The sequence below is a fragment of the Helicobacter jaachi genome (genome assembly GCF_000763135.2).
Lineage (GTDB): Bacteria > Campylobacterota > Campylobacteria > Campylobacterales > Helicobacteraceae > Helicobacter_C > Helicobacter_C jaachi.
The window spans coordinates 626946-641987 of sequence record NZ_JRPR02000001.1 but is presented as its reverse complement, the minus strand read 5'-3'; the positions used below and the strand labels follow the sequence as shown (position 1 = coordinate 641987).

At 40.8% G+C, this 15042-nt stretch carries 15 protein-coding genes; 7 read left to right on the top strand and 8 right to left on the bottom strand.

Annotated elements, in window-relative coordinates; genetic code table 11:
- The first annotated feature begins 9 nt into the window (after positions 1–9).
- From LS71_RS03290 to LS71_RS03275, 4 genes are read left to right on the top strand one after another with little or no spacing between them, the layout of a single operon-like run.
- Positions 10–948: an SPOR domain-containing protein gene (locus tag LS71_RS03290; protein WP_034354319.1), complete on the top strand. Its 939-nt coding sequence runs from the start codon at positions 10–12 to the stop codon at positions 946–948.
- Positions 949–955: 7 nt separating this feature from the next.
- Positions 956–1918, top strand: coding sequence for a Gfo/Idh/MocA family oxidoreductase (locus tag LS71_RS03285; protein WP_034354324.1), 963 nt, complete (start codon positions 956–958; stop codon positions 1916–1918).
- Positions 1919–2494 carry an acyltransferase gene (locus LS71_RS03280; RefSeq protein ID WP_034354326.1) on the top strand — a complete coding sequence of 192 codons (576 nt, stop codon included), beginning with the start codon at positions 1919–1921 and terminating at the stop codon, positions 2492–2494.
- Complete coding sequence (locus tag LS71_RS03275; RefSeq protein ID WP_238700285.1) at positions 2461–3750, top strand: nucleotide sugar dehydrogenase; 1290 nt, start codon at positions 2461–2463, stop codon at positions 3748–3750. The genes LS71_RS03280 and LS71_RS03275 overlap by 34 nt, the downstream gene beginning before the upstream one ends.
- Here the strand turns inward: LS71_RS03275 and LS71_RS03270 are convergent.
- The 6 genes from LS71_RS03270 to LS71_RS03245 form a co-directional block, all read right to left on the bottom strand.
- Positions 3729–5048 (bottom strand): ComEC/Rec2 family competence protein, encoded by a 1320-nt coding sequence (locus LS71_RS03270; RefSeq protein WP_069723506.1) that lies wholly within the window; start codon positions 5046–5048, stop codon positions 3729–3731. The two genes, LS71_RS03275 and LS71_RS03270, sit on opposite strands and share 22 nt — an antisense overlap.
- Before the next feature lie 5 nt (positions 5049–5053).
- Complete coding sequence (locus tag LS71_RS03265) at positions 5054–6514, bottom strand: replicative DNA helicase (protein ID WP_034354329.1); 1461 nt, start codon at positions 6512–6514, stop codon at positions 5054–5056.
- Between the two features lie 79 nt (positions 6515–6593).
- Complete coding sequence (locus LS71_RS03260) at positions 6594–7775, bottom strand: sensor histidine kinase (RefSeq protein ID WP_034354333.1); 1182 nt, start codon at positions 7773–7775, stop codon at positions 6594–6596.
- The gene (locus LS71_RS03255; RefSeq protein ID WP_034354336.1) at positions 7768–8460 is read right to left on the bottom strand and encodes a response regulator transcription factor; all 693 of its coding nucleotides are present in this window, start codon (positions 8458–8460) and stop codon (positions 7768–7770) included. Before LS71_RS03255 ends, LS71_RS03260 begins: the two co-directional genes overlap by 8 nt.
- A gap of 61 nt (positions 8461–8521) precedes the next feature.
- A complete protein-coding gene (locus LS71_RS03250; RefSeq protein ID WP_052057983.1) occupies positions 8522–8962 on the bottom strand; it encodes a DUF1104 domain-containing protein in 441 nt (146 codons plus the stop codon).
- Positions 8963–9024: 62 nt separating this feature from the next.
- A complete protein-coding gene (locus LS71_RS03245; protein WP_052057985.1) occupies positions 9025–9816 on the bottom strand; it encodes a TSUP family transporter in 792 nt (263 codons plus the stop codon).
- A 93-nt stretch (positions 9817–9909) separates the two neighbouring features.
- On the opposite strand from LS71_RS03245, the gene LS71_RS03240 reads away from it, so the two are divergent.
- Together LS71_RS03240 and LS71_RS03235 are read left to right on the top strand one after the other, a co-directional pair.
- The gene (locus LS71_RS03240; protein WP_034354339.1) at positions 9910–10425 is read left to right on the top strand and encodes a DinB family protein; all 516 of its coding nucleotides are present in this window, start codon (positions 9910–9912) and stop codon (positions 10423–10425) included.
- A 76-nt stretch (positions 10426–10501) separates the two neighbouring features.
- Positions 10502–11098 carry an FAD-dependent oxidoreductase gene (locus tag LS71_RS03235; protein ID WP_034354342.1) on the top strand — a complete coding sequence of 199 codons (597 nt, stop codon included), beginning with the start codon at positions 10502–10504 and terminating at the stop codon, positions 11096–11098.
- Positions 11099–11293: 195 nt separating this feature from the next.
- Here the strand turns inward: LS71_RS03235 and LS71_RS03230 are convergent, their stop codons facing one another.
- Positions 11294–12691, bottom strand: a complete 1398-nt coding sequence (locus LS71_RS03230; RefSeq protein WP_052057987.1) for an NTP/NDP exchange transporter — start codon at positions 12689–12691, stop codon at positions 11294–11296.
- A gap of 32 nt (positions 12692–12723) precedes the next feature.
- The gene (locus LS71_RS09790; RefSeq protein WP_275050980.1) at positions 12724–12855 is read right to left on the bottom strand and encodes a hypothetical protein; all 132 of its coding nucleotides are present in this window, start codon (positions 12853–12855) and stop codon (positions 12724–12726) included.
- Between the two features lie 93 nt (positions 12856–12948).
- On the opposite strand from LS71_RS09790, the gene LS71_RS03225 reads away from it, so the two are divergent.
- Positions 12949–15030, top strand: a complete 2082-nt coding sequence (locus tag LS71_RS03225; RefSeq protein WP_034354345.1) for a TonB-dependent receptor plug domain-containing protein — start codon at positions 12949–12951, stop codon at positions 15028–15030.
- Positions 15031–15042: the final 12 nt, after the last annotated feature.

Sequence of the window (15042 nt, the reverse complement as noted above, 5' to 3'; positions counted from 1 at the left end):
GAGTAAGATATGGATACAAAGCGAGAACTCAACGATATTTTGATTAATGATGATGACTTGCAAAAACAAAACCGCACCAAAAAGCTTATGATGATGGTGGCTATGGCGTTGGTGTTTTTGTGCATTCTTATTGCTGTGGTGTTTGTTATCACGCGCGATGAAGAAGAGTTAGGAGAGCGCCAAGCAGCGGCAAATAATGGCTTAACACCTATAGAATCTAATAAACAAAATAATGATTTTGTCAATGTGCCACTTAGCGGCAATGAAACTAGTGAAGACCCATTCCAGCGCATTCTTGATGATATTCGCAGCCGCGACCCTCAAAATCAAGCGCAAAATCAATCTTCACAGAATCTAGCGCAAAATACCCAGCCTACACAGCCTATCCAGCCAGCACAACCTGCACAAAGCGCGCAGAATCCAAAGCCAGATTCTAAAGAGGCTAAAAAAGCAGAGCCAAAGCCAGCTAGCCAGCCAAATCAGCCAGTTTTACCCGCAAAGCCCAAAACTGAAGCAAAGCCAGATTCTAAAGAGGCTAAAAAAGCAGAGCCAAAACAAAGTGCGCAAGCAACACAGAGCGCACAGAATCCAAAGCCAGCTCAAAATGCCCAAACTCCAAATAAGCCCGCTCAAGTAGCACAAAATAATACAAACAATATAAGCGATATTTTTGAGAATGTCCCCGCTCCTCGTATGGATACTTCTAAAAATGGGCAGGTGGCAGAGAAAGGATTCTATGTGCAGGTAGGCTCATTTGCTAATAAGCCAAGTGAAGAGTTTTTGAAAAAAATAAGCAACTATAGCTACCGCGTGTATGCAGGCACATCAAATGGGCAACCTACGACTAAGTATCTCATCGGTCCTTACAATTCTCGCACAGAAGCTAGTAGAGATTTACCAAATTTTAAAACCATAGTATCCGACCCTGTGCATTTTGAGGTAAAATGATTTTTATATGGAAGTTTTGCATAAAACTTTTGGATTAATCGGTGTGGGCGGCTTTGTCGCCCCTAGACATCTCCAGGCCATCAAGCAAAATAATGGCGATTTACTCTGCGCCATTGATGTGCATGATTCAGTTGGGATTTTGGATAGCTATTTTCCACAAGCGCATTTTTTTACAGAATCTGAACGCTTTGAGCGCTATCTTGATAAACGCAAGCGCCATAAAGCTCCTCTTGATTTTATAAGCATTTGTTCGCCAAACTACCTGCATGACACGCATATCCGCTTAGCACTACGCAATCAATCTTGTGCCATTTGTGAAAAGCCAATCGTGCTTAATCCTTGGAATCTAGACGCACTCATAGAGGCGCAAAAAGAAAGCGGATACACTATCTATACGATTTTGCAATTACGCCTGCACAGCAGTATCATTGCGCTCAAAAATCACATCGATGCCCTTTTGCGGCAAGATTCTCAAAAAGTATTTAATGTTGATTTAAGCTACATCACATCGCGCGGGAGGTGGTATTTTCAATCATGGAAAGGCGATGAGAGCAAAAGCGGAGGTGTGGCAACTAATATTGGCGTGCATTTTTTTGATATGCTCTTGTGGATTTTTGGCAAGCCAAAAGAAAGTATCGTGCATATTCGTAATGAACACACAGCAAGCGGCTTATTATGCTTAGAGCATGCTAGAGTGCGCTGGTTTTTATCCATTAATGAAGCCTTTTTGCCACACTTTTGCAAAAGTGAGCAAAAAAAAGTCTATCGCGCCTTGAGCTTAGAGGGAGAAGAATTTGCATTTAGTGAGGGTTTTAATGACTTGCACACAAAAAGTTATGAGCAGATTCTATGTGGCAAGGGCTTTAATTGCACAGAATCTAAAGACGCTATTAGGCTTATACACAATATCCGCCATAGCGAGCCTATTGGGCTTAAGGGCGATTATCACCCGCTCAATATAGAGGCATAAATGTCATATTTTATCCACCCCACAAGCATTATTGATGAAAATGTAAGCATTGGAGCGGGGAGCAAGATATGGCATTTTTGTCATATCTTAAGCGGCAGTGTGATTGGGCAGAACTGCTCCTTTGGTCAAAATTGTATGATTGGCGCAAATGTTAGCATTGGCAATAATGTAAAGGCACAAAATAATATTAGCATTTATGAGGGTGTGAGAATCTATGATGATGTGTTTTTGGGACCAAGCGTTGTTTTTACTAATGTGCTAAATCCGCGCGCATTTATCTCGCGCAAAGATGAATTTCGCCCAACTATCATCAAAAATGGCGCCTCCATTGGTGCAAATGCGACCATTGTATGCGGCGTAGAGATTGGAGAATACGCGCTTATAGGTGCTGGCAGCGTGGTAACTAAAGACATTCCTAGCTTTGCGCTCTATGTGGGTAATCCCGCGCGCCAAATTGGCTGGGTAGATAAAGCAGGAGAGAGGCTTATTTTTGATGAAAATAATTTAGCCCATGATAGCTATGATAAAAGTATTTACCGCCTATGCGGCGATACATTGCAGAAAGTATCAATATGAATGTGCCACTTCCTACTTTAGAATCTACGCGCGTGGCGGTTATTGGCTTGGGCTATGTGGGCTTGCCGCTTGCTCTAGCTTTTAGCAAGCGCTACCCTACTTTTGGCTTTGATACAAACACAAAGCGCTTAGAGCAATTGCAACAAGGCATTGACACCACCGCGCAGGTAGAAACAAAGCAAATTATAGAATCTAGCGTGCAATTTTGCGCCAATCTCAATCAAATCGCGCAAGCTAATGTATATATCATTTGCGTGCCCACACCCATTGATGCGTATAAGGTGCCTGATTTATCACCACTACTTTATGCAAGCGAGCTAGTGGGCAAAGTGCTGCAAAAAGGCAATGTAGTGATTTATGAATCAACCACCTACCCCACCTGCACAGAAAATGAATGCAAACATATGCTTGAATGCACCTCATCGCTGCAGCTTAATGCAGATTTTTACCTTGGCTACTCACCTGAACGCATAAATCCTAGCGATAAAATACACACGCTTGAAAATATTTGCAAAATCACCTCTGCTTCTACGCCGGAGGCTGCTGGCTTTGTAGATTCTCTATATGCCTCTATTATCCCCGCTGGCACGCATTGCGTCTCATCAATCAAAACTGCTGAAATGGTAAAAATTATAGAAAATGCCCAACGCGATTTAAATATCGCCTTTGTGAATGAGATGTGCATTATTTGCGATTATTTAGAAATTGACGCGCTAGAGGTGCTTGAGGCGGCAAAAACAAAATGGAATTTTCTCCCTTTTACGCCCGGCTTGGTGGGAGGGCATTGCATAAGCATAGACCCCTATTATCTCACGCATAAAATGAATAGTATTGGTTACTATCCGCAGGTTATAAGCTCTGGGCGGCTTATCAATGATACTATGCCTCATTTCATCGCACAAAAAATCATTAAGCTTATGATTAAAGCGCAAATTGAGATTCTATCAAGCCGCATTCTCATACTTGGCATTACTTTTAAGCAAGATTGCCCTGATATTCGTAATTCCAAAGTCCCACTTGTAAAAAATGAGCTTGAAGAATATGGCGCAAAAGTGTGCATTTATGACCCCATAGCAGAGAAGCAAAATGTGCAAGAAACCTATGGCATTTCACTGCTTGAAAGCCTGCCGGATAGCGCATTTGATGCGATTTTTTTAGCCGTTGGGCATAGCGCGTTTTTAAATCTTTCACATCATCAACTAGGCAAACAAAAGCATATTTATTTTAGCCTTACTCACCATAAATTAGACGCATAAAATCGCCATGATAAAAAGCCAAATAAGCCAAATCCCACACAATGCAGCGCATAATATGCTACTTTATAACGCATAGAGAGCGCACATAGCACAAGAAATATACCCAAAAGCCACCAAGGCGTGTAAAAATCAATAGAGACAATATGCAATTGCATAGCCCACGCTAAAAATTTATCGCACAAAAATCCCACACCAACGCTATGAGCGACAAGCATCGTAGGGAAAAATACCACAAAAAGCAGACTTAAAGGAATGCACAGCACGCACAAAGGCGTAAAATAAGGGAAAAACCAATGCACCAGCGGCAAAATATCAATAAAAATAAGCACATTAAAAAGTATAGGGATACCCACAAACTTAGCAAAAGCACTTTTTACCGCATGAAAATAGCGCATAAAAAGATAGATGAAAAACACGCCGCTTACAGACAAAATAAAACCCACGCTAAAAATAAGGCGCGGAAAAAATGCTATGCACACGCACACCACGACAAAAAGTAACCTAAAAGATAGAAGCTTAACCCCACTATACACGATAAAAAACCCGCACATCGCCATAACAAAAGAGCGCAAAAACGAGGGCGAAAAATCAAGCACAAGCAAATACATAAACATACACACAAGCACTATAATGCCAATGTCAAAATATTTATTGCGATAGCTCACATAAGGGTGGCAGATTCTATACACAAGGCTTAAAAAGCCGCCTATGACAAAGCTTAAAATCCCTAAATGAAATCCGCTAATAGCAATTAAATGCGCAATCCCTAGTTTATTGCTTAAATCGCGCCATACCTGCGGAAGAAAATCTGCTATAAAAAGCGTTTTATAAAGTGAAGCAATCAGAGGCTCTGTATGCTGCATATCTATCCACGCCCTTATATTATCACGATAATCGCGCTTTGCATCTAGCGCTACATAATAAGCCATAAAAAAGCAGCTTTGCAAATACTGCACAAAGCTACATTCAAGCCTTTTGCCATACACTCTAACAAAGCGATATAATATATTTTGAATATCCTCTCTACTCGTTGTGTAGAGCATTTGCCCATCTTTAGTTTTTAGCTTTAAGACTTCATAATGTTTGCCATTTTTTGCCTTTGTGTATTGCGCGATGACTTGTGCATAAATCTCTTGTGTCTCTTGCGGGGCGGTGTAGATTCTATATTGCCTATACTCTTGCCACATATTCCATACAAAAAGCAAAATACACACGCATAAAAAGATGAGCCATTGCTTTTTTGTGCTAAAAAGCTCCACTTCAAAGGGCGATTGAGTAATCTTTATAGAATCTTGCACTGATATTAAAAAATAGGCACATCAACTTGAGGCTTATCTATCTCTTGTAGCTCTTGCATAAATACCTCTCCATCAATGCGCGTTTCGCTCATATCGCGGCTTTGCTCATCTGGCTTATCCTCAAAGCGCGTGTAACGCTTATTAAACTGCACATCAACGCTGCCAATCTCGCCATTACGATTTTTAGCAATAATAATCTCTGCTGGCTCAATCTCGCGCTCTTGATGCTCTGGCTTAAAGTCTTTCTCCTTCCCCTCTTTTTTAAGCCTTGCATATCGCTCTTTGTCCGCACGCCGCGCATACACATCATCGCGATATAAAAATAAAATCACATCAGCATCTTGCTCAATCGCTCCAGAATCTCGCAAATCCGACAAAATAGGACGCTTATCATCGCGCGTTTCTACAAGGCGATTAAGTTGAGAGAGCGCAACTATTGGCATTTCTAATTCACGCGCTAACATCTTAAGCCCGCGCGAAATTTCAGAAATCTCTGCTTGCTTGCCTATTTCATTTTTTCCCCCGCTCATAAGCTGCAAATAATCAATAATTGCCATACTAATCTGTGGATGCTGCCTTTTTAGGCGTCTTAGCCGCCCTTTTAGCTGCGCAATGCTTAATGTTGAAGTATCCACAATGTGCAAATCCCACGCCTGCATTTGATTAGTTATCGCACTTAAATCGGTTAGCTCATTGTTGGTCAAATTCCCTGTGCGTAGATTCTGTAATGGGATAGAAGCCTTAGCGCTTAGCATTCTCATACCTAGCTGCAAATAGGGCATCTCAAGGCTAAAGATAACCACACCTTGCTTAGAATCTAAAATCGTTTGGGCAAGGTTTAGCACAAAGGTAGTTTTGCCCATCGATGGGCGCGCACCCACAATAATTAAATCTCCTTTATTAAATCCTGTAGTGAGGCGATTAAGCTTTCTAAATCCTGTATCAAGCCCAACTACAACGCGATTGCCACGATTTTTTAACTCCTGCAAATGCTCTAAGACGCCAACAATCACTTCTTGCGCATCATAAATATTATCTTGAGCCTTGCCTAGTGCTACATCATTGAGCCTGCGCCCCACATCATCGATAATCTCCTCTACATTTTGATTATTATCAAGCGATTTTTCACGCAAAAAATTTGCCAAAGAGCACAGCTCGCGCTTAATGCTCGCCTCCTTAATCTCGCTCATATATGCCTCAATATTGGCAATAGGATTAATGGCTAAAATCTCTAGCAACTCTTCTTGCGTGATTTTCTTATTTGGCGGCTTTTTAGCCAGCAGCAATTCAGAATCTAGTGGCAAATTATTTTTGCTTAAAAATATGCACATTTCAAAAATATCCCTATGCGCGGGATAGATAAAATCATCAGGCTTTAATTCCGCAGAAATTTCCTCAAACTTTTCAGGAGAGAAAAAAATAGATGAAAGCACAATTTTTTCAATCATAATAATAGGCTCTTGCATAAACGCTCCTTGATACTGCTTTAAAAACGCGTAAAATTACATGCAAGCTTACTTTGTTTTTATTTAAAATGTGATTTGACTATGATTTTTTATGCGTATCCCATAAAAGTGTGAATATGCTGCCCTGCCCTGGCGTGCTTTGGACAATAATTTTTATATGATACTCATCGCAAATGCGCTTAATAAGCGTTAGCCCTATGCCAAAGCCACCTTGAAACTCATTGCAGCGCACATATCGCTCAAAGATTCTATCTATCTCCTCTTTGCTCATACCGCAGCCGCTATCGCCCACTACGAGCCTGCCCTCTGCTAATATCACTTCTATTTTGCCACCTTTTTTATTATATTTAATGGCATTATTTAAAAGATTATCCACCACACAGCTCATTTTTTCAACGCTTGCTACAATGCTACTTGGCTGAATGTCACTATGTATTTGGATAGATTTTTGCTCAAAAAATGGCGCAAAATACTCTAAACGCTCTTTTAATAGCACATCAAGGGCTAGATTCTCATCTTTATTGCTAATACTATGCGGAAAATTATACGCCACTAAATCCTTATATAAATGGCTTAAACTCTTTGAGGCAAGCTTAATGCGCTCTATTTTTTGAATCTGCACAGAACTTAAATTTTTTACACTCAATGTCTCAATGCTCATAAGAATAATGCTAAGGGGCGTATTAATCTCATGCGTAGAATCTTTAATAAACGCATTAAGCGAATTAATCTTTTCTTGCAATGGTTTTAAAAAAAGTCGCACTAAAAAATACGCCACAATCGTAGCAAGGGCTAGTGAAAGGATAAAATACGCTATCATTTTTAAACGCACAAGTACAATCTTACCATCTAGCGAATCATCTTGGATAAAAATTTTATGGCGCATTTTGCGATATTTGTAGGGATTTATCTCAAGGATAACCTTATTGCCCCTTTTAGCAAAGCCCTCTTTATACTCCTTAGGCGTAAGCGGCGTGTGCAGGGTATCAAAAAAAATTTGTCCCTTTTTGTCATAAATAGCCACAGGCATGGTAATGTATTCCTCAAGCTGTTTATGTATAAGCTTAGAATCTGTCTCATCGCCATATAAAATTTCATAAATCTCCACACTCTTTTCGCGCAAGCTATGAAACTGCTGCGAGATGAGATAGCGCTCCTCTTTAGCATAAAGTGAAAAAAATAGCACCGCTAAAAATATGCCCGTCGTGCCAAGATACAAACATAGAATCTGAATAATTGCCCGCTTTGTATTATCACGCATAATCTGTCTTTGTATCCTCGATGTAGCAATACCCACGCCCGCGCTGGTTTAAAATGCTATCTTTACCCAAAATCTTGCGCAGATTTTTCACATACGCGCGCAGGCTCATCTCGCTTGGCTCTTGCTCATACGCCCATAGCGTGCTAAAAATCATCTCTTGAGAGACATAGCTCCCCCTGTGCTGCAGCAAAAGTGACAAAAGCAAAATTTCTTTTTGCGTTAAGGGGATAACCGTGCCATTTTTATCATACAGCAGCTGGCTTACAATCCCAAATCGCAAGCCATTATGCAGCAAAATACAATCATTAGAAGTGTGCGAAAAAGAACGTTTAAGCAGCGTGCTTATGCGATATTGTAATTCTAAAAGCTCAAAGGGTTTTTTGAGATAATCATCACAGCCCGCTTGATAGCCATCTTGCAAATCATCAATCCTATCAAGTGAAGTGATAAAAATCGCAGGCGTTTCCCTGCCATACGCCCTGAGCTGCTTTAATACATCAAATCCGCTGCCTTGCGGCACTTTCACATCTAGCACCCACAAATCAAAATGCTGCTCATACGCGCATTCTAACGCATCTTGTGCATTATCGCAAAGCCGCACGCTATATCCTTGCTCCTGCAAAAATTCTAGCAGGATTTCAGATAGCACGAAGTCATCTTCAAGCAATAAAATTTTTGCCGACATACTTTTCCCCTAGCACAGCTTATGCCTTTAATGTATAGAATCTACTTTTATAGAATCTGCACTATTTTTTGGCATCTTTATGGCTGCCGCATTGGCAAGATTTCTCTTTATCTTTGCCCTCCTTGTCTTTTTTGCAGTCCTTGCAACCTCTAGCATGCAATCCACTCTCTTTTAGCTCTTTAGCGCTCATTTTCTCAATATGCTTTTGCATGGCTTCACGCGTGGCTTTTCTATACTCTCTAAGCTGCTTTACGGTGAGATTTTCTGTCGCTTTTTCAAATTGAGTTTTAAGCTTTTCTTTAAATGCTTGCGCGTCTTTCTCACTCTTTGCTTTTAAGCGCTTTGCTACTTCGAGTTCATAATCCACAAACTCCTCTACTTTTACCACGCCAGAGAGTTTGACCAAATCATCATCACTTTTTTTACTAAAATCCGCTGCATTCACGCCCACGCCACAAAATAACGCCGCTATTACACAAACCTTTACGCCCAAATACTTCATACAAACTCCTTAATCTTGCTTAAAATCTAAAAACTTAAGGATTCTATAATAATAAGGTGAAATCAAAGTGAATTAACATATTCCTTGCATAAGAGATATGCGCACGCAGCAAGCGATACGCACACCACTAATGGCTTAATAACCCTCACCCCATATCCCATAGCCACGCGTGAGCCTAAATGCGCGCCCACAAACTGCCCAAATGCCATAGTTAGCCCTACTCCCCATAGTATTTTTCCCCCATAGGCAAACATAATAACCGATGCGAGATTAGTTGCAAAATTAAATAATTTTGCATAAGCAAGCGCTTCTAACAAGCCAAATCCACCTAGCACCATCATAGCCAGCATAAAAAATGAGCCAGTCCCCGGACCAAAAAACCCATCATAAAAGCCAATACCGCCAAGCACACAGCCTAAAGCAAAACTCCCTATAAGCGCGTGGGAGGCTCTCTCACTCACCTTTGGCGAAAAAAGAAAATAGCAGGCAAAAATGATAAGCAAAAAAGGAATACCCTTGCGCAAGAAATCCGCGCTAAAAGCCTGCACGCAGAGTGTGCCAAGTATAGAGCTAGCAAACACAACTATCACATAAGGTAAATGCGCCCTTAAAGTGATATAGCCTCTTTTATAGAATGTAACGCTCGCGCTAAAGCTCCCAAAAGTGCTTTGCAGCTTATTTGTCCCAAGCGCGTGCAAGGGCGGTATGCCCACAAAAAGCAATGCAGGGATAGTAATCATACCTCCGCCCCCTGCTATAGAATCTATAAAGCCCGCCACAAACGCCGCACACGCCAAAAACACCATAGCCCCAGCGCCTATATCAAAGCCCTCAAACGCTAGTGTAAAATCCATAGTCTCCCCCCTTTAACATTCTTTTGATATTCTTTAAGACAAATCATTTTAGTGCTACAATAATAGCTCAATTTCAACAAAAAAGGAGCGAAAATGAAAGCGTTGTTTGAGCTTATGAGCCATTATAATAAAACAGCAAATGCGCAAATGATAAGCGTGCTTGATAGGTTAGATGAGGATATTTTATTTAAAGATGTAGGCTTGCACGATAAATCTATTGCCGGCACTATCGTGCATTACACCACTGGCGATATTTTGTTTTTCAAAAACTACTTTGCCCCGCTTTGCACTACGCATATTCAAAGTGAAAGTAAAATCGAGGCTATGCTCGAGCAGCCCTTTAAGCTAAAGCCAGAAATAACAGAAAATCTCAACAATCTTTTTTCAGCGCGTGGCGAGCTTGATGAGTATATTATCAATGTAGTGAGTGCTATAGCAGACTTTAGCCCTACTAAAACCTTTGATTTTCCTTGGGCGAGTATGACTAAGCCACTCTATCAATTTGTATGGGCAGCGTTCAATCACGCCACACACCACCGCGGTATGATAGCTGGTGCGCTAGATGCACTCAAAGTCGAAAATGACTTTAATGGCGCACTTGGCATATAAATCTTGAGTTTTTCTTTGATTTATCTATCCTTGCTAGAATCTAATCCATTTTAATTTTGACTTAAAAGGATAAAGTATGAAAAAATCAGTTGTTATCGTAGGTGGTAGTATTGCGGGGCTTACAGCTGCGCTTGTCTTGGCGTCGGCGAAAGGCAGTGAGCTTGACTTTGACATCACAATCATTGATGAGGGCAAGGCGGATTTGAAAAATGTGGCGATTTACAATGTGGCGATGTTCCCGCGTGGCGTGGAGTATAAGGAGATTATCGAGCATACTAAAAAGCAAATTGATTCGCTTTTGCATGTGAAGTATCTTGATGGCGTGGTAGAGGAGATTAGCGGCCAAAAGGGCAGTCTGCATACCAAAGGCAGCGGCATTGATTTTAAGAGTGACTATGTCGTGCTGGCTACTGGCGCTGGGCATTTTAATATCAAGGGCTTTGGCGACATCGTAAAGCCGCATAATCTAATGAATAAGCCAAACAAAATCCGCCTAGAGTGGAGCGGCAGGCAAAAGGTAAAAGATGGCGTGTATGTGGCGGGGCTTGCAAGTGGCGTGACTACGATGGTGGGCGCTGCGATTGGTAGTGCGACAGAGGCGGCGTGTGCGATACTTAGCGATATTAAAGGCGAAGTGACAATCGTGCATGATACGCCCACAACAAGAAAATAAAATTGCTACACAATTATAGAATCTAGCCTCAAAAAACAAGTTGATAGATGCTTTAAGCAGCTATAACTTTATACTTTAGGCGTTGCAGGGCAATTCATTTGCCCGAAAACAAGACCGCGCGGCTTTTTATAAAAAGCAATAGCGCGGAATTATAGAAATCTAGATTCTATAATCTCTCCTTTATAATTATCTCCCTTATTTAAAATCATTTTTATCATATTTTTTGCTTAAATACAATCCTACAAGTCCGAAAAGTAGCGATAATGCCGCGCCACAAAGCAGTGTGACAGATAGGCTTATTTTCATTAGTCCAGATTCTACTTGTGATGAAAGCGAATCACCGCCGCGATAGACCACAGTATCAAGGAAATTTTTGACCTTATATTTAGATTCTGAATCTAGTGGGACAAATAGCATTTCGCGTCCGGGTTTGACTAGTGCGTATTCGCCCACACGCCGTATGCTCATCACTATGGCAATAGGCAAAAGTGCTACGCCTAGGCTATTATGCAGTATCAGAAGTGTGACAAATCCCACGCTTAAGGCAAATCCTAAAAGTGCCAAAAGCCATTTTAGCCCTAAAAATTTAGCGATTTTAGCGGTAAAAAATATTTGAATGACAAAACTTAGAATCTGCACTACCAAGTCAATCTTAGCAAATGCCGCTATGCGCGCCTCTCTAGCGCCCTCCACGCCGCGAGGGTAAAGCTCTGCAATCACTCTTGCTTGCTCCATATAAAGAAAAGTAGAAATGCTAGTAAGCAGCAAAATAAAGCCGGTTAAAGCCAGCAAGAAGCGTGATTTTATAATGATTTTAAAGCCAGAAAAAATATTTTTGCTTTTTAGCGGAGTATTAAAGCGCGCGATGTAGTCTTGCTGCTTTTGCGATAGATTTTTAGAATCTAGATTCTCTAAATTTTTAGAATCTAAAATCCTAAATCCCTCCTTTAATAAAAAAAACTTTATCACTAATGAGAGGGCTAAAAGCAGCATTGAAAGTAGCAAAAAATTCTGCACGGCTAAAATTTTGGCTAATAGGCTAACGCTACTTGCCCCAAGAATGCTGCCTAGACTTGCCCCAGCAGTGATTATCCCAAAAAGGCGAAGGCTTCTTTCTTTATCAAAAATATCTGCTAGCAAACTCCACGCACTAGAGATAATAAACATATTAAACACGCTAACCCACACATAAAAAATGCGCGCTAGCCACACAAATGCGCTGCTTTTTGAGTTAGATTCTATAAAAAATAGGGCGATATAAAATATAAGCAAATTTAGCCCAAAAAATATAAAAATCGCATTCACATACACCTTGCGTTTTACCACGCTGCTAAGCCACATAGATAGACTTGAGACAAAAATGCAGACAATAAAAGTGGCTAAAAATAGCCATTTTAGCTCTTCTGTCCCGCCCTCTAGTCCCAGTGCATCGCGCAAAGGGCGCAAAATCGCATAGCTTGCAAAGATTAGAAAAATAAAAAGTAAGCTTAGAGTTAAGATTAAAACCTCGCTTTTTTGCACGCTAAAAATTTTGGAAAGCACATCACCTGCGCTACTTAAAATACGCCCAAAGCCGCTATTTGCTCTATACATCACAAAATCCTTTATAAAAAATAAGCGCAATGCTACATAAGCAAGGCAAATGAATATCTGCTGCGCAAGGTGCTTGTGGGTTTAGATTCTATAAAATTTATAGAATCTGCTCGATTTTGTTTTCTAGATTCTATAACTTTCACATTATGTAAAAACACACTCACATTTCAGTAAAACTTATATAAATTTAAATATAAGTTTAAGTTTTATCGCTCTACAATGTGCGCTCTATAATTTTAAACATAAGGAGCGAATGTATGCAGCCAAGCAACACACAAAACCACACCGCGCAATCACACAAGGCGCAATCACACAAAGCAAGCTTTAAAAAAAGTATGCTTATGCTCACTTGGGGGGCAATGATAAGCGCGCTTTGCGCTAATGCCCTAGCCGCTCAAGAGGATAAAGATAATAGAATCTACGACTTAGGGCGCATTGAGCAAGTGAGCAAAAGCTCGCCCGGAGCCAATACGACGGTAAGCACTATCACTGAAGCAGATATAAGCAAAACTATGTCAAATGATGTCGCGCAAGCTCTGCGCTACACACCTGGCGTATTTTATGCGCCTGCTGGCTATGGACAAGGCGCGCAAAGAGGCGAGCCGGGCATTCAAATACGCGGCTTTGGGCGCACATCTATCGGATTATTTTTAGATGGCGTGCCTGTGCATTCAATCTATGATAATAACACAGACTTTGCGCAGTTTAATACCTTTGGCATTAGTGAAATTGCTGTATCTAAGGGATATACAAGCCCGCTTTATGGTATGAATACACTAGGGGGCGCAATAAATGTCATCACCTCTAAACCAAAAGATAAGCTAGAAGTTATGGGCAGAGTTGGCTTTGTGAGCAATAATGAAAAGCAAATCGCCCTGAGTGTAGGCTCAAATATGGGCAAATACTATATGCAGGCAAGCTATGCCTTTACTGATAGGGATTCGCTTAATTTCTCACGCAATTTTACAGAAACTATCAATGAACCTGATAGAGATAAAAAGCGCAATAGTTATTACAAAAATCACACTATGCGCGCGAAAGTGGGCTATCAAGCTGATGAAAATAATGAATATTCACTCAATTTTATCTATCAAAAAGGTGAAAAGGGAGGCTTAGTTAATGTTAATAGCGTGGGTCCCGTGTGGGATTGGCCCAACTATGATAAAATCACAGCCTACTATCTAGGGCAGACACAAATAAGTGATAAACTCTCTTTAAACTCCAAAGTGTATTATGATAGTTTCTATAATGATTTGCGTATGGTGCGCCGTGGCAATGGTAGCGCATGGGGCGATAGGAGCGTGTATGATGACTATAGCATAGGTGGTATTTTCACGCTAGGCTATGATTTTGATGCGGATAAGCGCTTTAATATGGGGGTCAATCTACGCAATGACAATCACAAAAATAACGACTATGGCGCTAATAGCGAAGCCGCAGGCAGCACGGACTTAAGTGATTTTAGCACCTCTATCTTTGCTGAATACGCCCAAAGGCTAAATAGTATATTCCGCTTTGCACTCAATGGCAGCTATGATAGAAATGATGTGCTAAGTGTAAGCATTGCTGATGAGCCAAATGCAGGCAAACCTGTGCAGCAAGGCTGGACATTGCAAGGTATTATGTATGCAAATGCAGGGGATTACTCTACTTTCCACCTAACCATTGGCAAAAAAAGCAAGCTTATTAATTTGCGCAACCGCTATTCAACTATATGGGGTAGCACTGTGCGCAATCCAAACTTGCAGCCAGAATCTGGCATTAACTACGAAGTGGGCTATGACCTTGACTATCAAAGCACCAAATTCACACTCGCAGCCTTTTATAATGATATGAATAATATGTTTGGCACAAAGCAAGTAGATGGCTCTTTGTGTAGTAATCCCACCACACAAAATGGCGTAACATACTGCAGCCAATATGTAAATATCGCGCAGGGCTACTCCTATGGTAGCGAAGTGAGCTTCCAACAAGGGCTTTTTGATGAAAGGCTAAGCTTTGGTGCGAACTATACTTTCACTAAAAGAGTGGCTGAAAGTGGCGAAACGCGCGCGCAGTTAGGTTACCCTAGCCATATTGTCAATGGTAATATTACACTTGCACCCCTTAAGCAGTTTGATATAAGCGCGCTTGCTACATACCAAGATAAAATGTGGATTACACAAAGCACGCAGAATAAGGACATTTTCCTAGTGGATATTAAGGCAAATTATCGCCCAATCGATAGCTTGCAGTTAAGCGTAGGAGCGTATAATTTGCTTGATAGAAACTACTACTATTATGCAGGATACTATCAAGCAGGACGCAGAATCTACGCTAGCATCGAGTATAGATTCTAAAAATTAAGGAGA